At 70.1% G+C, this 19,554-nt stretch carries 19 protein-coding genes; 5 read left to right on the forward strand and 14 right to left on the reverse strand.

Features of this window, described 5'->3' with window-relative positions:
* Positions 1-14: 14 nt before the first annotated feature.
* Positions 15-557, reverse strand: coding sequence for a TRAP transporter small permease (locus ACSSVZ_RS19510; protein ID WP_453972410.1), 543 nt, complete (start codon positions 555-557; stop codon positions 15-17).
* Between the two features lie 145 nt (positions 558-702).
* On the opposite strand from ACSSVZ_RS19510, the gene ACSSVZ_RS19515 reads away from it, so the two are divergent.
* A complete protein-coding gene (locus ACSSVZ_RS19515) occupies positions 703-1,479 on the forward strand; it encodes a helix-turn-helix domain-containing protein (RefSeq protein ID WP_453972520.1) in 777 nt (258 codons plus the stop codon).
* A gap of 44 nt (positions 1,480-1,523) precedes the next feature.
* Here the strand turns inward: ACSSVZ_RS19515 and ACSSVZ_RS19520 are convergent, their stop codons facing one another.
* Positions 1,524-3,149, reverse strand: a complete 1,626-nt coding sequence (locus ACSSVZ_RS19520) for a bifunctional 3-(3-hydroxy-phenyl)propionate/3-hydroxycinnamic acid hydroxylase (RefSeq protein WP_453972411.1) — start codon at positions 3,147-3,149, stop codon at positions 1,524-1,526.
* A 189-nt stretch (positions 3,150-3,338) separates the two neighbouring features.
* On the opposite strand from ACSSVZ_RS19520, the gene ACSSVZ_RS19525 reads away from it, so the two are divergent.
* Complete coding sequence (locus tag ACSSVZ_RS19525; RefSeq protein ID WP_453972412.1) at positions 3,339-3,938, forward strand: nuclear transport factor 2 family protein; 600 nt, start codon at positions 3,339-3,341, stop codon at positions 3,936-3,938.
* Between the two features lie 73 nt (positions 3,939-4,011).
* Here ACSSVZ_RS19525 and ACSSVZ_RS19530 read toward each other — a convergent pair whose 3' ends face one another.
* Complete coding sequence (locus ACSSVZ_RS19530; RefSeq protein WP_453972413.1) at positions 4,012-4,881, reverse strand: 3-keto-5-aminohexanoate cleavage protein; 870 nt, start codon at positions 4,879-4,881, stop codon at positions 4,012-4,014.
* Between the two features lie 379 nt (positions 4,882-5,260).
* Here ACSSVZ_RS19530 and ACSSVZ_RS19535 point away from each other — a divergent pair, with 379 nt between their 5' ends.
* Entirely contained in the window at positions 5,261-6,127 is an 867-nt protein-coding gene (locus ACSSVZ_RS19535; RefSeq protein WP_453972414.1) for a hypothetical protein, read from the forward strand.
* 23 nt (positions 6,128-6,150) lie between these two features.
* Positions 6,151-6,978, forward strand: a complete 828-nt coding sequence (locus tag ACSSVZ_RS19540; protein ID WP_453972415.1) for a sulfotransferase domain-containing protein — start codon at positions 6,151-6,153, stop codon at positions 6,976-6,978.
* A gap of 14 nt (positions 6,979-6,992) precedes the next feature.
* Here ACSSVZ_RS19540 and ACSSVZ_RS19545 read toward each other — a convergent pair whose 3' ends face one another.
* Together ACSSVZ_RS19545 and ACSSVZ_RS19550 are read right to left on the reverse strand one after the other, a co-directional pair.
* Positions 6,993-8,921, reverse strand: a complete 1,929-nt coding sequence (locus ACSSVZ_RS19545) for an asparagine synthetase B family protein (RefSeq protein WP_453972416.1) — start codon at positions 8,919-8,921, stop codon at positions 6,993-6,995.
* Positions 8,922-8,933: 12 nt separating this feature from the next.
* Entirely contained in the window at positions 8,934-9,095 is a 162-nt protein-coding gene (locus ACSSVZ_RS19550) for a hypothetical protein (RefSeq protein WP_453972417.1), read from the reverse strand.
* Positions 9,096-9,304: 209 nt separating this feature from the next.
* On the opposite strand from ACSSVZ_RS19550, the gene ACSSVZ_RS19555 reads away from it, so the two are divergent.
* Positions 9,305-9,607 carry a PqqD family peptide modification chaperone gene (locus ACSSVZ_RS19555; protein ID WP_453972418.1) on the forward strand — a complete coding sequence of 101 codons (303 nt, stop codon included), beginning with the start codon at positions 9,305-9,307 and terminating at the stop codon, positions 9,605-9,607.
* A gap of 22 nt (positions 9,608-9,629) precedes the next feature.
* On the opposite strand, the gene ACSSVZ_RS19560 is transcribed toward ACSSVZ_RS19555, so the two are convergent.
* From ACSSVZ_RS19560 to ACSSVZ_RS19600, 9 genes are all read right to left on the reverse strand, one after another.
* The gene (locus tag ACSSVZ_RS19560; RefSeq protein ID WP_453972419.1) at positions 9,630-10,262 is read right to left on the reverse strand and encodes a 2OG-Fe(II) oxygenase; all 633 of its coding nucleotides are present in this window, start codon (positions 10,260-10,262) and stop codon (positions 9,630-9,632) included.
* A gap of 682 nt (positions 10,263-10,944) precedes the next feature.
* A complete protein-coding gene (locus tag ACSSVZ_RS19565) occupies positions 10,945-12,012 on the reverse strand; it encodes a formylglycine-generating enzyme family protein (protein WP_453972420.1) in 1,068 nt (355 codons plus the stop codon).
* Between the two features lie 64 nt (positions 12,013-12,076).
* The gene (locus tag ACSSVZ_RS19570) at positions 12,077-13,390 is read right to left on the reverse strand and encodes a hypothetical protein (protein ID WP_453972421.1); all 1,314 of its coding nucleotides are present in this window, start codon (positions 13,388-13,390) and stop codon (positions 12,077-12,079) included.
* Positions 13,387-14,928: a VWA domain-containing protein gene (locus tag ACSSVZ_RS19575; protein ID WP_453972422.1), complete on the reverse strand. Its 1,542-nt coding sequence runs from the start codon at positions 14,926-14,928 to the stop codon at positions 13,387-13,389. Before ACSSVZ_RS19575 ends, ACSSVZ_RS19570 begins: the two co-directional genes overlap by 4 nt.
* A complete protein-coding gene (locus tag ACSSVZ_RS19580; protein ID WP_453972423.1) occupies positions 14,925-15,947 on the reverse strand; it encodes a VWA domain-containing protein in 1,023 nt (340 codons plus the stop codon). The genes ACSSVZ_RS19575 and ACSSVZ_RS19580 overlap by 4 nt, the downstream gene beginning before the upstream one ends.
* On the reverse strand, positions 15,944-16,444 hold the full coding sequence (locus tag ACSSVZ_RS19585) for a DUF4381 domain-containing protein (protein ID WP_453972424.1): 501 nt from the start codon (positions 16,442-16,444) through the stop codon (positions 15,944-15,946). Before ACSSVZ_RS19585 ends, ACSSVZ_RS19580 begins: the two co-directional genes overlap by 4 nt.
* Positions 16,441-17,430: a DUF58 domain-containing protein gene (locus ACSSVZ_RS19590; protein ID WP_453972425.1), complete on the reverse strand. Its 990-nt coding sequence runs from the start codon at positions 17,428-17,430 to the stop codon at positions 16,441-16,443. The genes ACSSVZ_RS19585 and ACSSVZ_RS19590 overlap by 4 nt, the downstream gene beginning before the upstream one ends.
* A gap of 13 nt (positions 17,431-17,443) precedes the next feature.
* Positions 17,444-18,457 (reverse strand): AAA family ATPase, encoded by a 1,014-nt coding sequence (locus tag ACSSVZ_RS19595; protein ID WP_453972426.1) that lies wholly within the window; start codon positions 18,455-18,457, stop codon positions 17,444-17,446.
* A gap of 74 nt (positions 18,458-18,531) precedes the next feature.
* Entirely contained in the window at positions 18,532-19,512 is a 981-nt protein-coding gene (locus ACSSVZ_RS19600) for an HAD family hydrolase (protein WP_453972427.1), read from the reverse strand.
* Between the last annotated feature and the right edge of the window lie 42 nt (positions 19,513-19,554).

A 19,554-nucleotide genomic window follows, 5' to 3' on the forward strand; every position in this document is an offset into this window, starting at 1 on the left:
ACCGGTCGGAAAGGTCAGAGAAGCGGGTCGATGCCGTGCGCCGGCGGAGCGTCCGCCTCCTCGCCGGTGGCCCCGGCGAACAGCGCCAGCACGTCCGTCATCAGCACCAGCGCCTGGACGATGGCGGCGAGCACCATCATCACGGAGGTCGCCGTCCACCACGGCCAGACCGGCCAGGCCAGCACCCAGGTCCGCTCGCCGGTCTCCCTGAGCCCGCTGGCATAGGGCACGAACTGCCAGGCGATCAGCGCGATGAAGATCATGGTGAGGAGGCTCGCGAAGACGTCGAAGACGCGCTGCAGCCGCGGACCGCCCATCGCGCCGATCACCTCGACGGTGATGTTCTGCTTCATGGCGAGGTTGGCGGGAATGCAGGCGGCGATGACCACCGCCATGACGACGGCGCTGACGTCGTTGACGCCCTGGAGCGGCGCGTTGAACAGCCACCGGAGCAGCACGTCGAGGGTCGTCATCGACGCAAGCACCAGCAGCCCGAAGAAGCCGATCAGGGCGAGCCCTCGGGCCGCGTCGGCGACGCGCCGTTCAAAGGTCTTCATGCAGTTCCTCCCACCCCCACCGATGTCGTGAGGGTGCGGCAGCCTTGACTTGGGTCCTTCCGATTGCAACGTTTCGGCCCGACATGTCCGACAGGCGGACACAGCCGGAGGCCAGCCCATTTCGACATTCGGTGCGGTTCGATCGCTGAAGCGCGGTCTGGAGATCCTGCAGGCGATCAACCGGCACAACGGGCTTCGGGCCTCGGAAGTGGCGCGCCTTGTCGGGGTTCCTCGCCCCACGGCCTACCGGCTGCTGGAGACGCTGGAAGGCATGGGGTTCGTCGTGCGCGGGCCCTCCGGCGAGGAGTGGCGGCCGACGCTCCAGACGAAATCGCTGAGTTCCGGCTTCCGGGACGAGGACTGGGTCGCCCAGATCGCGGTGCCGCAGATGATGCAGCTGGCGCGCAGGATCCTCTGGCCGGTCGACCTCGTCACCTTTCGCGACTACCGGATGGCCGTCCGCGAATCGACCCACAACATCAGTCCGTTCTCGGTCGATCACGGCATGGTCGGACGCGAGCTGCCGGTGCTCAAGACATCCGGCGGGCGCGCCTATCTCGCCCATGTCATGCCGCAGGAACGCGAGCAGATCCTCGCAGGGCTCCGGGCGGAATTCGGCGAGACCGAGGTGGACCATCACGAGGACGGCCCCCTGCCCTTCATCCTGAACCGGACCCGCGAACTCGGCCTCGGCTACCGCAGCAGCGGCTTCAACAGCCACACGATGAGCCTGTCCGCCCCGATCATGGGGCCGGAGCGTCCGGTCGCCTGCCTCACCGTGATCTGGATCGCCTCGGCCATGAAGATGGAGGAGGCGCTGCAGAAGCTCGGCCGCGAGCTGCTGGAGACGGCGGCCAGAATTTCGACCGAGCTTGCCCGGCTTGCGGCCGAGACGGCGCCCCCCGCGCCCGACGGCACGTAGGGCGGTTCCGCACGTCACCGGCCCGCAGGTCCGCCCCGGCCGGATCAGGGCAGAGCCGGCACGTTCGTCGGCGGAGCGCCGGCGGAGGCGGCGGCTGCCCGGCACAGCATTAACCGGTAGCGCTCCATCTGGCTCGCCAGGTCGTCCGGCGCGAACGACGCCGCGCAGTAGCGATCGGGCCGGACGAGCATGATCCGGTCGCGGTGGGTGAGGAGCGGCCGCGCGATCGCGTCGCCGCGCGGCCAGTCCTGCGCGCCACCCTGCGCCGCATCGGAACCCAGATGGACCTTGGCCAGCGGCAAGCCGAGACAGGCCGACGGCCCGTATCCGGCCAGCGCCTGGCGGCCCGCATCGCTCTGGGAGATCAGCGCGAAACCGGGCCCCAGCAGGCTGTCCAGGAGGGTCCCCTCGCCGCGGTGCAGGATCGGCTGCGGGATCATCTCGCCGACCAGCGAGGCCTCGAATTCCGGGGCGTCGAGATTGAGGAAGAGCCCCGACAGGTAGCGCGGCTTCGGCTTGAAGCGCATCTGGATCAGATAGTCCCGGACACCCGGGAACGGCTCCAGCGCCTTCATCAGGAGCTCGCGGAACTTCAGGTGCTCCTCGCCGATCGGCATGACGAAGTTGCCCATCGTCACGGCGAGAAGGATCATGTCCCAGGCCGGCTTGCGCCGTTCGTCGTCGTAGCTGTCGAGCACGGCGGCGTCCGCCCCGCCACCGAGTGCCGCGGCGACCTTCCAGGCCACGTTCTGGGCATCCCGCAGCCCGGCATTCATGCCCTGGCCGGCGAACGGCGGCGTCAGGTGGGCCGCATCGCCGAGGAGCAGCGTCCGCCCGGCCCGGAACCGCTGGGCGATGCGCGCATGGAACGTGTAGACGGTCTTTCGCAGGACCTCGGCGTCATCGTAGGTGCGGAACGGCCGAAGCAGCGTGGCAAGGAACTCCGCATCGAGGACGTCTTCCCGGGATTCGCCCGGCAGCACCATGAACTCGTACCGGCGTCCGCCGTGCGGCGCCGGAACGCTGACGGCAGGCCGCGTGCTGCTGCAGAAGAACTTCGAAAAGGCCGTCTGGTCGGGATCGTTCACCATATCGATGACGATCCAGTCCTGGGCGTAGGTGCTGCCGACCATCTCGATGCCGAGACGCTCGCGGGTCGGACTGCGCCCGCCGTCGCAGGCCAGCACCCATTGCGTCCTGATGCGGTGGATCCGCCCGTCCGCATCGCGCACGGACACCAGCGCGTGGTCGGGCGCGTCGTCGATCGCCACCACCTCGGAGGAGAAACGGATCGATCCGGGCGCCTGCTCCTCCAGGCGCCCGCGCAGCGCTTCCTCCAGCTCGGGCTGGAAGATGAAGTTCCGCTTCGGAAAGCCGTAGGTCGACGGCCCGGCGCCGGTCTCCGCAAAGCAGCTGCCGTCGTCGGCATAATAGCGCGATCCGTTGCCGGTTCTGGTGCGCGCGATGTAGGTCCGGTCCAGGCCGAAGACCTGCAGCGTCCGGGCCCCTTCGTCGTCCAGAACGATCGCGCGCGGCAGGTCGAGCGGAGCCGGTTCTCGCTCCAGGACGAGGCAATCGACGCCGTAGGCGGCGAGCAGGTTTGCCGTTGTGAGGCCGGTCGGCCCAGCGCCCACCACGATCGCTGCAACCTCCGCCGGATAGTTCGCCATGCTGTCCTCGTCCCATCGCCTGCCGTGAAATCGGGGCAACTAGAGCCGCCTGCCGTGCGGGCTGTCCACGCACGGCTCCCGAGCGTTCACACCGTGGACAGCGCGCGCCGGACGGTGTCTTCCAGCCGGACGCGGCCTATCGTCCGATCGGCCGGCGACACCGCGGGCGGAGGCATGCGAGGAGACGCAATGAGCGGGACAGCGGACATCGTCGCGATCGCCCAGGTGATCCAGGCCTGGGGCCTCTGGCGCGACCAGGGGCGCTGGACCGAGCTCGCCGGGACCTTCGCCGAGGACGGGCGGATCTCCGTCACCTGGTTTTCCGGCGGCCACGACGCCTTCATCGAGCGCTGCAAGGCCACCTACAAGGCCCAGTCGCCGCGCAGCAAGCACCAGATCGGGCTGCCGGTGGTCCGGATCGAGGGCGACCGGGCCGTCTGCGAGACCAGCGTCCAGATCCTCGGCCGCGCCACGATCGCCGGCGTCGCCGTCGACAACACCAGCTACGCCCGCTTCTTCGACCGGCTCGTCCGCGCCCCCGACGGCTGGCGGATCGCCGAGCGCGTGGCGATCTACGAGAAGGACCGCTTCGATCCGGTGGTGCCGTCCGACGCGTTCGACCGCTGGATGGCGGAGACGGATTTCTCCGACATCCCCGAGCCCTACCGGTTCCTGGGGTACCGCCTGCGCGCCAGCGGACGCAGCCTCGTCGACCCCATCGTGATCGACGGGTCGGACGCGGCGCTCCGGTTGCTGGCGGACGGCGCGGTCTGGCTGGCCGGCGGCTGACGAACGGCCCGCCGATCCGGTCGCCCGGCGGAGCCTGCCGGCGGACGCGCCGCCGTCGGCGGGACGGCGTCCGTCACAGCCCGAGGGCGGCCCGAACCTCGCGGGGCCCGAGCACGGTTTCCCCCAGCGCGTCGAGAATGCGCATGGCCTTCTCGACCATGGCGGCGTTGGACGGCGCCTTCACGCCGCGCGACAGCCAGACGGCGTCCTGCAGGCCGATGCGCACGTTTCCGCCGGCGAGCGCCGATTGAGCCACCATCGGAAAGGCCAGCTGGCCGGTGGCGAAGGCCGTCCAGACCGCGGACTTCGGCAGCAGGTCACGGGCGTAGAGGACCGTCTCCGGCGACGGCCGGAAGCCGTACTTCACCCCCATCACGATCGAGCAGAGCGGATCCTTCTCGAAGACGCCGTCGGCCACCAGATCGTTGAGGATGGCGATGTCGCCGCTGTCGAACAGCTCGATCTCGGGCCGGACCCCGGCGCCCTGGATCAGCGCGGCCATGCGCCGGATGGAGGCGACCGTGTTGATGACGACCTCCTCGCCGAACACCATGGTGTTGAGATCGAGGGTGGCGATGTCGGGCCTGATCTCGAGGATGTGCTCGACCCGCCGCTCGGGCTTCAGGAGGTTCGTCTTCGGCCCGGCGACGGCGGGGTCCGCCGCGGACGGCTGGTAGCGCCCGCCGTTGCCCGTCGTCAGATTGATCACCAGGTCCGCCGAGGTGTCGCGGATGCGGTCGACGACCTCCCGGTAGAGCGCCACGTCCATCGACGGCAGCTCCGTACTCGGATCACGGACGTGGATGTGGACGATCGCCGCCCCGGCCGCCGCCGCCTCGAGGCAGTCGCGGGCGATTTCGCGGGGGGTGATCGGGAGGTTCGCGTTCTGCTGGCGCGTCGTGAAGTTGCCGAGCACCGCGCACGTGAGGAATTTGGAGGGCATTGGCGCCTTGTCGCATGATCATCGATCCGGTCCCCCGTGTCGCAGCGGGCGCGGACTTCTCAAACCGGATTCCCCCGAATGTCCGCTCTCTGGACAGGGCCGGAGCGGCGGGTCAAGGCGGCCGCGCGAATAGGCAGGCCGCTGAAGATTTTCGCTCTCGGCTGCCGAAATTGCCCTATGTGAGAATCGGTCAAGTGAGATCGAGGGCGATCATTGAGAGGAACGTCCTGGAACGCGGCCTGCTGTTGCGCCTGCAAAAGAAGGCGTTGTAGAGGCCGGCGCGAAGAGTGCGTCGGAGCAGATTGCGATTGGGGTTTTTGTGACGGCAAGGATACGTGATCATTCGCTTTGTGGCTGGCGCGTGCGCAGCGAATGGCCCTTGCCCGAGCTCCTGCCATGGAGCGGCGATGACCGGAGTCCGGACATCTGGATCCGGACCGGCCACGTGCCGGATGAACTTGACGGAACGGTGCGCAAGCACCCGCTGGTCCAGATCAACGAGCGGGGCTGGCTGCGATATACCGTCCGGAACGTTGCGACCTATCTCGTCCGCGACGGAAACGAGGTCATCGTCGATTCCCCGCATCCTCCGGAGACCGCGGACGTGGCGCTGTTCCTGTTGGGATCCGTCCTCGGATTTCTCTGCCATCAGCGGGGCCTGCTGCCGCTCCACGCGAGCTGCGTTGCGTTTGACGGCAAGGTCTTCGCCCTGGCGGGGCCTTCGGGCGCCGGTAAATCGACGCTCGCGGCGCTGCTGCTGGCGCAAGGCGCACGGCTGCTGTCCGACGACGTCACGGTGATCGATAGCGGGGCCGAAGGCGGCCCCCTGGTCCTGCCGACCTTTCCCCGACAGAAGATGTGGCGCGACACGCTCGATACGCTCGGCATCACGCCGGGCCGCTATCTGCGCCGCACCGTCCATCTGGAGAAGTTCGACCGGCAAGTGGCCGACCGGTTCGAGCCGGCGCCGATGCGCCTCGATGGCGTGTGCCAGATCCACCTGCAGATGCGGGAGAGCGGCCTGCGCGTTGAGCCGCTGGACGGACTGTCCGCGGTGCGCATGCTCTACGAGAATGTGTATCGCCGCACGGCGGCGGGACTGCTGGGCCGTTCGGACCAGGTGTTCGAGAATTGCTCGGTGCTCGGCGGGCAACTGGCGCATCACGCGCTGGTGCTGCCCAACGGACTCGACGTTCTCGCCCGGCAGGGCGGCGAACTGGGCCGGCTGATGGCGCGGTTGCGATGACGTGCGCCGCACCGCGAGAGCACGTGTGGCTGGCGTCGTATCCGAAGTCGGGCAACACCTGGATGCGGATCGCGCTCGGCGCGCTGCGCCAGGGCGGGGCCACTTACGACCTTGCCCGCATGACCAACCACATCGGCATCTTCCTGGCGATGCGGCATCGCCTGGATATGGCGCTCGACATCGATTCCTCCGACCTGTCGGCCGAGGAGGCGCATCTCCTCCGCCCGAAGATCTACGGCCTGATCGATACCCAGGGCCGCCGGACGACCATCTGGAAGGTGCACGACTGCTGGACGCGCACGGCCGACGGCGAGGCGCTGTTTCCCGCCGATATCACCGCCGCCACGATCTATCTGGTGCGGGATCCGCGCGATGTGGCGGCCTCGTTCGCGCATCATTTCGACATGGAGATCGACCGGGCGATCGACCTGATGGCCGACCCCGGCTACCGCGTCGCCGCCAAGAGCGATTCCGCGCATTTCCACCTGCCGCAGCTTTATTCAAGCTGGCGCAATCATGTCCTGAGCTGGCTCGACGAGTCGGGCCTTGGTGCGCTGACGATCCGCTACGAGGACATGGTCGCCGACCTCGCCTCGACCCTGAAACGGGTCAGCGCGGCGCTCGGCTGGTCTTGCAGCGACGCGGCGATCGAAGCCGCGGTGGTGGCGACGCGGTTCGAGCGGCTGCGCGCCGAGGAATCGGCCGGCAATTTCCCCGAGAGCCTGCGTGGCGACCGGCCGTTCTTCCGCCGCGGGATCGCCGGCGGCTGGCGCGACACGCTCAGCCTCGCCCAGGCCGCGCGGATCGAGCGCGACCACGGCGATGTCATGCGGCGGCTGGGCTACCTTTAGAGCCATTTCCGGATCTAGCCGTTCGACCCCTCCACCCAGCGGATGAAACGGCCATAGTGGATGCCGCGTCCGAACAGGTCGAGCATGTCGGTGGCGCGCGCCATGGCGGCATCGGCATCGGCGGGCCAGTCCTCGGCAACGGCCCGCAGGCGCGGAAGGTCGATCATCCGCCGCGCCGCCGGCGATGCCTCCAGCCGCTCCAGTTCGGCCATGAAGCCGGGGCGCAGCCGGGTCAGCCGATGGAACCAGTCGCCGTTCTGATAGCCGCGCCTGTGTTCGCGCACCACCTGCCGCGGCACCCGGTCGCTCAGCACCTCGCGGGCAAACGAGCGGGGCTCGCCGTCCCGCTGCCAGATCCCAGCCGGAAGCGCCAGACAGAATTCCACCATCCTCGGGTCCCCGAGCGGATCGCGCACGTCGCATCCGCTGACATAGGGATGCGCGGCGAGCCACTGGTTCTGCGACCAGGTCTTCTCCAGATAAGCGAGGCGAAACCAGCGGTCGCGATCGCTCCCGCCCGCGCCGAAGAGCCTCGTGTCGGTGATCGCGCGCGCATCGACGCTTGCCGCCAGCGCGGCACTTGCCGATGACCGCGCCTGCCAGTCGTCCTCGGTACCACGCAGGCGCCGGACGGCGGTGCGGAGGCGGGCCGGGACGGCATTGGCGAGCAGGTTCTGCCGGAGCTGCGACGAGACCCGAGAGCCGTGACGATGCAGGCCGCGGAGTTGGCGGGCCACCTCCAGCAGCCGGCCGGACCGCGCGAGATCGGCGAGCAGGGCTTCGCTCTTCCACGAAAGCGTCGAATTGCCGGACGTGCCGGTGAGAATGACGGACGCGCCGGTTTCGCGCGCGCGGGCATAGAGCGGCTCCCAGGCGGCCAGATTCATGAAGTTGCGCACGGGAAGGCCGAATTCCCAGAACAGCCGGGTCGCGTCCTCTTCGCCCGGGGTGATATCCCCCGTGGGCACGAAGTGCGCGTCGATGTTCGGGTAGAGGGCCGCCGTCGCGCGGGCGAGCGCCGTTTCGTCATAGAAGGCCCGCGGACGCTCGGCTGGCAGGGGCACCGCAGAATCAGGGACCGACGTGAAGGTGTGGAGGCTGGCCGGGTCCAGCAGACGGGCGGCCGTTGCCGCGACTCCCGAGGAATCGAGCCCGCCCGACAGCTGGCAGGCAACCGGACCCGCCGCTCTCAGGCTCGGCGCAACCACCCGGTCCAGCATCTCGCGGCCCGCTTCCACATACTCCCGCGGGTCCCGATAGCGGATCCTGCGCTCCAGATCCGGCTGCCAGTAGCGGCGGACGGAGCAACGGCCGTCGTGCCAGACGAGCAGGCCGGCGGGCGGGAGACGGAAGACACCTTGAAACGGAGTTGCGCCTGCGGGCATCGCGCGCGCAAGCAGCAGGTGCGCCATCGCCGCCTCGTCGATGCGCCGCTCAACGGCGGGAAAGGCGAGCACGGCCAGCGGGCGAGTGGCGAAATACAGTCGGTCGCCGTCGTCATGGGCAAAGATCGCCCGACCGCCGGTGGCATCCACCGCCAGCACCAGCCGGCGGTCGACCTCATTCCACCACGCCAGGGCGAAGGCACCGACAAAGCGGGGGCAGGCGTCGACGCCCCACCGTTCGAGCGCTGCCATCACCAAGGCCGCATCGCCGCGCCGTGCGGCGTCGGAGGCGGGCAGGTTCAGCGATGCGATGAGCTCGTCGCGATTGTCCAGCCGCCCGTCGAACACCAGCCGCGACGTGCCGCCGGCGAAGGCTGCCGGGTGCCGGTCCAAGCGGTCTTCCGGGGTGAACGCACGCGGCGTAAGAACCAGTGCAGCCGTGTCGCCACGCCAGATCCTGCCTTTGCCACCGCCGTATGTGACGGCGATGGTGCCGAGACGCTCGGAGTCCCGCGGTTCAACCGGGCCCGCGCCGGCGAGGCCAGCGAAAAACGACATGGATGTGTGAAATCAGCTCCCGCTCGGTGACGGTGAAAAGGTGCCGTCGCCAGGCGCGACGAGGCCGTTGTTGGCGGTCTGGTTGAGGGAGAGGACTTCGAAGTCAGGCGTCTGCCACGGCTGCTTCGCCGCAGGAGCGTCCACGGCCCGCTCTTCATTCTTGATGCCGCTCATGTCATGCGTCCCTGACACTCTGAACTGGTTTCATCGGCCGGTCTCGTCGGCCGGTCACATGGCTTGTGCGGATTCCCCCGAACCGGCCATGTCGATCCATTTTAGCACGCTTGTTTGATGTTGCCTGGAAAATCGCTCTATGCATCTGCTACTTACCTGAAGTGGGCGCGTGGAGCGGCACAGCAGTTGTCAGAGTGACAAGAGTGACGATGGACGTTTCGAGCAAACCGACCAACCCGATCTATCGGCGCCGGGAAAACGTCCTGAGCGCCGACTTCAACGACGAACTGGTCATGATGAGCGTGGAGACAGGCCAGTATTTCAATCTGAACGCCGTCGGTGCGCACATCTGGCGCCTGATGGAGACGCCGCAAAGCCTGGACGATATCGTGGCAGCTCTCACCGACGCCTATGATGCCCCGGAAGCCGCAATCCGCGAGGAGGCGCTGCGCTTTCTCGCACGGCTTGAACAGGAGGAGATGGTCGCGTCCGGTTCCGACGACGTCGTCTGATGCGCCTGGCGGCACGAGCCGCTCAGGCGGATTTGCCCAGATACCAGCAGTTGATGGCGAAGCGGGACTGCGCGAAACCGCCGCCGGGGCACGAGATGGGGCGCACCTCATGGGGGGCCCAGGCGGGGAACAGCAACAGGCGGTCGTTCCTCGGCCCGACATCGACATGGCTGCCGCCGTCCTCCGCCGATCGAAGCGAATGGAGACGCAGGTCGCCGCCCGTGAACGGGCACGGCGTGAGATGAAAATAGTAGACGCCCGTCAGCATGCGATCGGACCTGGACGCGCTGCCGGCCACGAACGTGTCGATGTGCCGTTGATAGAAGTCCCCGTCCCCATGTGCCGCCAGTTCCATCGACAGGCCGGTCAGCGCGAAGGGAGCAAGCCCCAGGCGGGATATCGCGGCGGGGAGCAGGCTGCGAAACCGCTCTTCCAGTTCGCCGCGCACGTCTCCGAAATCCTGTGTGGCGCGTGAACTGCGCACCGCCTTGCGAACGGCTTTGCTCGCGCTGCTGCCAACGGTGGTGTCGGCAAAGACCGATTCCCGCTCCAGCACGAACGAAAGCAGGCGCGCAGCCAGGTCGGCCCCAAATGCCGTGTCGATGATCCAATGGGGCGGCAGCGCCGAGAAGGCCGTGAGCGTGCTGGATTTCATCCGCTGACCATCCGATCGACCCCCGTGCGAAAGCTGATAGCCCGTCCGAATTCCGCTCATCAATGCACAAGCGCCGGGACGATCCAATCCATCAAATGCCTGCACTGAACACCCGGATGCAGAGCAGACTTAAGACGTCTTGCCCTCCCCGCTCGCCAACTGAATGAGCGAGCGCGCCTGTCATCCGCGAGCCGGACTTTCAGTCCCTGGATAGCCTCAATCTGGTCGTCCCGCAGGCCCTTCGGATCGCGGGGCGGGATGGTCTGGAGGCCGGACCGAAGCGTATCCGGCTGGCTGAGCCGCTCGGGAAGCGTTTCCGGGCGGTTACCGGTAACAGCAGGTGCGATCCCGGAGCACGAGGCCCGATCGTTCGCCCACCTCAGCCATTCTTCCTTCCCGTACAACACCTATGTGTCGCATGCGGAGAAATTGGCCTTCGGACTCAACGGCTTCACGCCAGCCGGGACTTCCTGGGGGATTGATGGAGCCGAGGGGAGGCGAACCGGCCTGACAGCAAAACCTTCAAAACCAATAACTTAGCGTGCGATTTAATCTCTGCTGTGTAGCAGAAATGTGCAACAGGAGCAACCACGATGGCATCTGTCGACTAGCGCGGAATTGGCATTGTGTGCCGAGCTCCAGCCACCACCCCGGGCACAGTGCCGTGGCCTCAGATGCATCGTCACAATTGGCTTCCCCTGGTCGCAGGCCGGACCGTGCGAAAGCCGATGTGGTTGGAGCCGAGCGCCAGTTCCTGCGGCTGGCGCGCGGAGGGGCGGTAGCGGGCGCAATAGAGCGGCGAGCAGAGCCAGGAGCCGCCCTTGACGGTCACCTGGGGGCCGAGGACCGTGCCGAACCGCCGGGCCTCGCGAAGCGTCGGGCCGAGCGGATCGCGCGCCGTGTCTGCGGGATGGCCCGGCACCCACCAGTTCTGGACGAATTCCCAGACATTGCCCGCCATGTCGTAGAGGCCATAGCCGTTCGCCTCGTAGCAGCCGACCTTGGCGGTGCCGTGGGCCCCGTCCACCGCCGCATCCTCGGTCGGAAAGGCGCCCTGCCAGGTGTTGGCCTTGGTGCCGTCGCTCTGGTCGTAGGTGTCGCCCCAGCTGTATTTGGTGCCGTCCAGACCGCCGCGAGCCGCGTATTCCCACTGGGCCTCGGTGGGCAGCGCCCGGCCCGCCCATTGGGCGTAGGCGTAGGCGTCTTCCACCGTGACCTGCACGACGGGATGGTGCGCGCGCCCCTCGATGGAACTTCCCGGCCCTTCGGGATGGCGCCAGTCGGCCCCCTCCGCCCAGCGCCACCATCGCGACACGTCGGTCAGGTCCTCCAGCGGCTCGGTCGGCGGCGCGAAGACCATGCCGCCGGGCTGAAGCAGCGCGTCCGGCAGCTTGCCCCGCCCCGCCTCGCCGATGCCGCGCTCGGCGATGGTGACGTAGCCGGTTTCCTCCACGAAGCGCGCGAACTGCGCGTTCGTCACCTCGGTGCGGTCGATGTAGAAATCGGAGACCTCGACCGGATGCGCCTTGCGCTCCTCGGGCCGCTCGCTGTCGGACCCCATGGTGAAGCGCCCGCCCTCGATGAGCGCCTCGCCGCTCGCCTGCACCCGCTCGGGACAGGCCTCCACGGCGACGGCCGGTGGTTCTTCCGCCCGCGCCGACTGGTCCCACAGCGCGTAGGCACCCGCCGCCGCGGCGGCCGAAAGGACCAGCGCGGACGCAAGCAAGGCGTCGTGGCGGGTTGGCATCATGACGTCTCCGGTCTGGCGGTGGGGATGGGGAACGGTGGACGCTCCCGGCAACGGATCGCCGCGGTCATGGCGCCCCCGCAAGCGAAGCGCCGGCAGGATTGAGCGGCGGCAACGGGGAAGCGGCTCGGTGACGGCGCGCGTCGCGCCGCGCCGCTGCCAGAGCCTGCGAGAGCATGGCCCAGGCCTGCATGTCGCCGTCCTGTCCGGCCGTCCCGTAGCGCGCCGCTCCGATGGCGGTAAGGGCGGAGGAGACATCCGGCCGGCGGCGCGGATCGGCGCCTTCGAGGCGGCCCGCCCAGAGATCCAGCGCACCATAGAGGGCGCGGCCATCGCGCCGGGCGATGACGCTCCTGAGCTGGCTGAACGCATGCGGCTCCGAGGCGAGCCGGGCCTTGCGCCGCGCGGCCACGAACCGCCGCGCGCGGGGCAGGAGCCGCACCGCCAGGAACGCGAGCAGAGCGATGACGACCAGCGCCGCACCGGCCGCCCGCCCGATCGCCCGCCAGTCGCGCGGCAGGCCGGCCTCGGCCGGCGGCCCCTCCACCGCGATCGCGAAGCCGTCGGCGGTGGCGGTCTCCACCTTTCCGGATGTCAGATTGTACCAGTCGAGGCTGATCGCCGCGGCCTCCCCGCGGCCGCCCCCCTCGGCCACATAGGTGATGCTTTCGGTGCGCTCGCCGCTCAGCGTTCCCCGCTCGTCCCTGTCCGCGGTGACCGGCGCGGCCGGATAGGCCGCGACGCCGGGGACAGTGGTGTCCGGCAGCAGCTCCGGCACGAACATGGCCGACGTGCCGGCGATCCGGGCCGTCACGGTGCGGGTGACGCTGTCGCCCGGCGTCATCGCGCCCGGTTCGCCCTCGATCGTCTGGTCGAGCGAAAGGCCGGTCGCCGCCAGGAACGGCTCCAGCCCCTCGGCGCCTTCCGGCACGACACCGCGGAACGCGATCGCCGCGGTGGCGAGCGTCGCCTGCTCCGGCTGGTTCGTCCGGGGATCGGCATAGGTGACCACCACCTCCTGCGGCGGCAGCGAGAAGGCGCCCGGCACCATCGGCGAGATCAGGTAGCGCCGCGACACGCCGGCCCACGTGTCCCCGTCGATCTGCCTGCTCACCGGGCCGGTGGAGCGTTCCGGCAGCCGCACGAGCAGGTTCGGCGCCTCCAGGCTCGGCCAGACCAGCGGTTTCGGCAGATAGGTCGGGACGTAGACGGTGAGCCGCAGGGTCAGCGGCTGTCCCGGAACGGTCTCCGTCTCCTCGAAGGTCAGTTCCAGCACCGGGGCGTCGGCGGCCCCGGCCTGGGCGAGCGCCGGCGACGCCGCGCCGGTCGTCGCGACGGCGCAGAGAAGGAACGCCGGACCGGAGCGCGCGGAGATCCTCATCGGCCGGCCTCCGGTGCCGGACGCCTGGCCGCCTCGATGGCGAAGCGCTGGCGCAGGAAGTCGCCGGTGCGGGTGTCCACCGTACGCATCCACTCGTCAGCCGTCAGCAGTCCGCCGCCCTCGCCGGCCTCGGGCGCTTCCATCTCGGTTTCCACGCCGCGGTTCGCCTCGTTGTCGAGCACCACGTCGTCGGCCCCGACGCCCTGGTCCTCGCCGGTGTCGGACTGTTCGCGGGCGCGCTCCACGTACGCGACGATCTCCCGCGCCACGGCAAGGTTCTCCGCCGCGTCCGGATAGCTTGGATCCCGGGCGAGCGTCGTCTCGAAGGCGCGCACCCCGTCGCGGTAGGCGCGGTTCTTGATGAAGGCCATGCCCTGGATGAAGGCGGCCTCCGCGGTCTCCACCCGGGTCAGGACCTCGGCCGCCTCCGGGTAGCGCCCGGCCCGGTAGAGGGCGTAGCCCCGCCACAGCGGATCGACGAAGAGATCGGCGGCGCGGCCGAACGCCTTGCGCTCGAAGGCGATGCGCCCCTGCTGGTCGGGCGTCAGGAAAAGGTCCACGGCGCCGTCTGCCCGCGCCGGTCCGGGCATGGCGAGAAGGCCGAGCGCAACGACTGCAGCCCAGCGCATGGTCCAGCCGCGGCGGAACCAGAGAAGCGTCAGGAGCGCCGCCGGCCAGGCAAGCAGCCAACCCCTGTCGTCCCAGGGCTGGTCGCCGTCCTCCAGCATCGCCCGCCGGTAGGCCGCGTCGAGGGTCCGATCGAGGCTGCGCACGTCGCCGTCGTCCGGCGTCACCGCGACAACCGGGATGCTGCCGAGGGCGTCGAAGCCGCGATCGCGCACGCCGTCCGGCAGCATGGCCAGGACCGCGATCGGCGGCATCCCCTCCTGCTGCAGGGCGGCCGCATCCGCCGGATCGAGCGCGTCGGCGACGAGCAGCACCGCCCCCGGCGCGTCCTGCCCGGCCAGAAGCTCGGCGGCCAGCGAAACCGCCGCCACCGCATCGTTGCCATCCTCCGGCATCACGTCGGGCGACAGGCCCTCCAGGTACGGCACCATCACCGACGGGTCCTCGGTCATCGGCACCACGGCGTGGGCCATGCCGGCATAGGCGACGAGCGCGGTGCGCGCCCCGGCGCGCAGATCGAGCAGGTCGCGGATCTTCTGCTTGCCGCGCTCCAGCCGCGCGGGCGCCACATCCGCCTCCTCCATCGACGGCGTCACCTTCAGTGCGACGACGACCGGCGCCGACCGGGCCACGAACGGGTCCGGCATGCGCGACCAGGTCGGTCCGGCCGCTCCGATGGCCACGAGGATCAGGGTCGCCGCCACGCCATCGATGGGCGTAAGCCGGGCGCCGCCGGTCCCGCCCACCGTCAGCGCGGCGCGCAGGTGCGGCGCCAGCCCGTCCGCGGGTACGTCGCGGCGGGCCCGCGCCCGGCGCACCAGCGCCCAGAGGATCAGGACCGCCGGCACCATGAGCAGCAGCCACGGCCGGATGAAGTGAAACCCCTCCAGAACGAGGGCAAAGCCGCTCATGCCGCCCTCCCCGTGGCCATTGCCCCGCTGGCCGGGCCACGCCGCTCGCGCCGCCGGCTGGCCAGCTGCAGGGCCGCGACCGTTCCCGTCCCGGCAAGGACCGCCAGCAGCATCGGGACGAAGACGAGCGACTGCCGCGGCCGGTAGGAGAGCGTCTCCACCTCCCGTGGCGCCAGCGCGTCGATGCGCGCGTAGACCGCCTCCAGCGCCGCCGCGTCGCCGGCGAAGAAGCTCTCGCCCCCGGTGCGCTCGGCGATCGCCTCCAGGGTCGCCACGTCGACCCGGTCCTCGCCGGAGGCGTCGGGGTCGCCGACCGCCACCGTGTAGGCCTCCACGCCGCGCGAGGCGGCGATCTCGGCGGCGTTGAGCGGGCTCATCCGGCTGCCGGTGTCGGTGCCGTCGGACAGCAGGATCAGCAGCCGCTGGTCGATGTCGCTCGCCTCGAAGGTGCGGATGGAGAGCCCGATCGCATCGCCGAGTGCCGTGTGCGGCCCGGCCATGCCCACCTCGGTGCGATCGAGCAGGTCGACGATGGTGGTGAGGTCCTCCGTCAGCGGCGCCTGCACGTAGGCCTTCGTGCCGAACACGATGAGCGCCATCCGGTCGCCCTCGCGCCGCTCCACGAACCGGCGCACCACGTCGCGCACGCCCGCGAGCCGCTGCACGGTTCCGCCTTCCGGGGCGGCGAAGTCGCGCGCGTCCATCGAGCCGGAAATGTCGATCGCCAGCACGATGTCACGGGCGGCACGCGTCACCTCCACCGGCGCGCCGATGCGCTCGGGGCGGGCCAGTGCCACCACGAGCAGCACCCAGACGACGACCGCCGCCGCCATCTGGAGCCGCGAGCGCGCCAGCACCACGGCGCCGGCCCGCGGCGCCACCCCGGCGCTCTCCACGACCCGGCGGAAGAACGGAAAGCGCAGCGCCGGCACGCGCTCGCGGTGCGGAGGCAAGAGCCAGCGGGCGAGGATCGGCAGCGGCAGGAGGAGCAGCGCCCAGGGCGCGCCGAGGCTGATCATGGCGCCGCCCCGCTCCGCCCGGCCCGATGGCACCGCACCCAGCGAGCCGCCAGCGCCCCCACGCCGGGGATGGCGCCGTCCCCCTCCCGGTAGGGGGCGGTCGCGAGCGCCGCACCCGGACCGGATCGGAAATCCGTCCGTGCGCCGCCGGTGCGGTCGAGAAAGGCGAGCCAGTCGGTGCCGGACAGGCTCGCCACCCGCGCGCGCGGATAGGCGGCGAGCGCGGTGCGCCGCAGGATGGCGGCGATCGCCGGGCCGTCGTCCCCGGCCTGGGCCACCAGCGCGAGCGCCGCGCGCCGATAGGCGTTCGCCCGGCGCCACCGGACCGCCAGGACGACGAGCCCGAGCACCATCGCCGCGACGAGCACGGCCAGCACCGCCCAGCCGACCGTCTCCGGCGCCATCGACACCGGCGCCGGCTCGGCCGGCTCGGCAAGCCGGTCGAGCAGGTCGATCAGCGTGGTGACGCTGCGCCCGGAGACCGCATCGCCGCTCATGGCGCGCCTCCGCGGGGCGGCCGGCCCATGAGCCGGAGCACCTGGGGGAGCGTCTCCTCCGCCGAGGTCAGCGGCAGCACGGGCACGCCGAGCCGGCGCTGCCAGTCCATCACGGCGGCGAGCCGCCCCCGCGCCATGTCGGCGAGCCGGCGATGCGCCGTGCGGTCGCCGGTGTCGATTTCCGCCTGCAGCTCGCCGTCGGAGACGACGAGGCGCAGCCCGGCGGGCAGATCGTCGGCAAACGGGTCGGAGACCAGGCACAGCACCAGGTCGTTGTGGCGCGACAGCCCGTCGACCAGCCGCTGCGTGGTCGCGTCGATCTCGTCGAAGTCGCTGATGACGATGATGAGATGGTTGCGCGGCGCGATGCGGCTCACCGCGCGCAGCACCGTGTTCATGGGCATCGGAGCGGCCGGCGGGGCGTCGGGCCCGAGCAGGCCGTTGGCGTTGGCCAGCGCGGCCAGGAACCGGTTCAGCGCCGCGCGGGTGCGCTCCGGCCGGATCTCGGCGATCGCCCGGTCGCCGAAGACCAGGCCCCCCACCCGGTCGCCCTCGCCGGCGATGGCGAAGGCCGCGAGCGCCGCCGCCTCCGCCGCCGTCACCGACTTCATCGCGTGGACCGAGCCGAAGAACATCGACATGCGCTGGTCGACGACGATCAGCGCCGGCCGGTCGCGCTCCTCCGTCATCACCCGCACGTGCGGCTCGCCGGTGCGGGCGGTCACCTTCCAGTCGATGGCGCGCACGTCGTCGCCGGGCTGGTAGGTGCGCAGTTCCTCGAAGTTGAGGCCGCGCCCGCGCATGCGCGAGGCATGGCGTCCGTTCAGCACCGAGCGGGCCGGCTGGCGCGGCAGGAAGGTCAGCCGGCCCGCGTCCGCTTCCAGCCGCCTGAGGCCCGCCAGCGAGACGCGGACGCGCGGGTCGCCGTCACCGCCCGGCCGGGCCGGCGGCAGCGTCCCGGTTCTTATCCGGGCGGCACGATCCACGCGTCACCTCCTTTCACGGCAGCGCCACCTGCCGGACCACCTCCGCCACCACCGCATCCGGGGACACTCCCTCCCCCTGCGCCTCGTAGGTGAGCTTGAGCCGATGGCGCAGGACGTCCGGCGCGATGGCGCGCACGTCCTCCGGATCGACATAGTCGCGGCCGGCGAGCCAGGCCCGGGTCCGCCCGCACCGGTCGAGGGCCAGGCTCGCGCGCGGGCTGGCGCCGACCTCGATCCACCGCACCAGATCGTTGCCGAACGCGGCCGGAGCGCGCGTCGCGTTCACCAGATCGGCCATGTAGCGCTCCATTGCCTCGGCCACGTGGATGCCGCCGATCTCGCGGCGCGCGGCGAACACCGCCTCCTGTGGCACCGGCGCCGGTTTCGATGCCGCGGGGGCGCCTTCTCCGTCCTTCGCCGCCGTTGCGGCGATCTCCTCGCGGCGCACCAGCCGGATCACCTCCACCTCGTCGTCGACCGGCGGATAGGTGATCATCACGTGCATCAGGAAGCGGTCCATCTGCGCTTCCGGCAGCGGATAGGTGCCCTCCTGCTCGATCGGGTTCTGGGTCGCCATCACCATGAACAGCGGCGGCAGGGCATGGGTCTTGCCGGCGACCGTCACCTGCCGCTCCTCCATCGCCTCCAGCAGCGCGGCCTGCACCTTCGCCGGGGCCCGGTTGATCTCGTCCGCCAGCACGATGTTGGCGAAGATCGGCCCCGGCTCGAACCGGAACGCCCCGCCCTCACCCTGGTGGTAGACCTCGGTCCCGGTCACGTCGGCGGGCAGCAGATCGGGCGTGAACTGGATGCGGCTGAAGTCGCAGTCGAGGTTCTTGGCCAGGGCCTTGATGGCGCGGGTCTTGGCAAGGCCCGGCAAGCCTTCGACGATGAGGTTGCCGTTGGCGAGCAGCCCGATGATGAGCCGCTCGACGACCTCGCGCTGGCCGATGATGGCCTCGCCCATGCGCGCCCCAAGCGCCTCGATCCCGGCCCGGGCCTCGCCCGTCTCCATTTGCATCGCCATACGCAACTCACCCACTCGTCCTGCACCTCGTGATCACGCGGCGTGCCTCGCGCGGACCGGCCGGCGCCGTGCGGTCACCGGCTGCCGCCCGGCCAGACCCGCGCCCAGTCCTGCTTCATGTCGACGACGAGCCAGCCGCGTCCGGCCGCCTCGTCTAGGCCGCGGTTCAGCACGCCGATGTGCCCGTCGCGGTCGTAGGCGAACTCCCGCTCCCCGTCGGTGTGGTGCACGAGAATCCCGAGACGCGGCCCATCGCCGGCCGTCGTCCATTCCAGCATCGCGAAGTCGCCGTCCGAGTTTCCGGCCGCGAGGATGGGCCGCTTGCCGATGTGGCGCATGATGCCGACCGGCTTGCCCTCCTTGTCGTCGTTGAAGGTGAGGCCCGCGTCCTTGGTGATGGTGGGGACGCCGTCGTCGGCGACCGCGTAGCTGCTGCTGCCCTCGCTGCCGACGACCTGCCACGGCGGGATGCCGTAGGCCTCGTCGGCAAACGCGCGGATGAAGTCGATGCCGCCGCCCGAGACGATCCAGGTGGTGAAATCCTCGTCGCGCAGGTAGCTCAGCAGTTCCAGCATCGGCTGGAAGGTCATCTGCGCGTAGGTCAGTCCGCTGGTCGGATGCGTGGCCGTGGTCAGCCACTCATAGGCGCTGGCCTCGAAGTCCTCCGGTGTGATCCCCGCATGGCTGACGTTGATCACCTCGAGCAGACCGTTCACGCCGCCGGCCATCATCGCCTCGACATCGCCGTCGTTCGCCGCCCTCAGGACGTCGGACGACAGGATGGACGGGTCGGCCGCCGCCTTCTCATGCAGCACGTCCAGCGCGTAGAGCGCCTGGAAATAGACCGGCTGCTCCGACCAGAGGGTGCCGTCGTTGTCGAAGACCGCGATGCGGTCGGAAGCCGGGACGTAGGTGTCGGCGTCCGGGTCGGTCACGCCCTCCACGAACGCGATGATCCGCTGTTTTGCCTCGCCGTCGGTCCAGGACGGAAGCGGGTCGGCGACGGCGGCGGTCGCGACGAGAGCAAGCGCGCCCGTAAGAAGGATCTTGAGCATGGGTGGTTTCCCGCATTCGGCGGCGCCATCCGCCGCCGCGAC

Source organism: Amorphus sp. MBR-141, from assembly GCF_053628695.1.

Coding starts and splice junctions, on each gene's coding strand:
- ACSSVZ_RS19525 (WP_453972412.1), top strand. CDS start 3,339: ATGAGCGGGACAGCGGACATCGTCGCGATCGCCCAGGTGATCCAGGCC.
- ACSSVZ_RS19545 (WP_453972416.1), bottom strand. CDS start 8,921: ATGTCGTTTTTCGCTGGCCTCGCCGGCGCGGGCCCGGTTGAACCGCGG.
- ACSSVZ_RS19555 (WP_453972418.1), top strand. CDS start 9,305: ATGGACGTTTCGAGCAAACCGACCAACCCGATCTATCGGCGCCGGGAA.
- ACSSVZ_RS19530 (WP_453972413.1), bottom strand. CDS start 4,881: ATGCCCTCCAAATTCCTCACGTGCGCGGTGCTCGGCAACTTCACGACG.
- ACSSVZ_RS19520 (WP_453972411.1), bottom strand. CDS start 3,149: ATGGCGAACTATCCGGCGGAGGTTGCAGCGATCGTGGTGGGCGCTGGG.
- ACSSVZ_RS19600 (WP_453972427.1), bottom strand. CDS start 19,512: ATGCTCAAGATCCTTCTTACGGGCGCGCTTGCTCTCGTCGCGACCGCC.
- ACSSVZ_RS19565 (WP_453972420.1), bottom strand. CDS start 12,012: ATGATGCCAACCCGCCACGACGCCTTGCTTGCGTCCGCGCTGGTCCTT.
- ACSSVZ_RS19595 (WP_453972426.1), bottom strand. CDS start 18,457: ATGGCGATGCAAATGGAGACGGGCGAGGCCCGGGCCGGGATCGAGGCG.
- ACSSVZ_RS19560 (WP_453972419.1), bottom strand. CDS start 10,262: ATGAAATCCAGCACGCTCACGGCCTTCTCGGCGCTGCCGCCCCATTGG.
- ACSSVZ_RS19575 (WP_453972422.1), bottom strand. CDS start 14,928: ATGAGCGGCTTTGCCCTCGTTCTGGAGGGGTTTCACTTCATCCGGCCG.
- ACSSVZ_RS19570 (WP_453972421.1), bottom strand. CDS start 13,390: ATGAGGATCTCCGCGCGCTCCGGTCCGGCGTTCCTTCTCTGCGCCGTC.
- ACSSVZ_RS19580 (WP_453972423.1), bottom strand. CDS start 15,947: ATGATCAGCCTCGGCGCGCCCTGGGCGCTGCTCCTCCTGCCGCTGCCG.
- ACSSVZ_RS19585 (WP_453972424.1), bottom strand. CDS start 16,444: ATGAGCGGCGATGCGGTCTCCGGGCGCAGCGTCACCACGCTGATCGAC.
- ACSSVZ_RS19550 (WP_453972417.1), bottom strand. CDS start 9,095: ATGAGCGGCATCAAGAATGAAGAGCGGGCCGTGGACGCTCCTGCGGCG.
- ACSSVZ_RS19510 (WP_453972410.1), bottom strand. CDS start 557: ATGAAGACCTTTGAACGGCGCGTCGCCGACGCGGCCCGAGGGCTCGCC.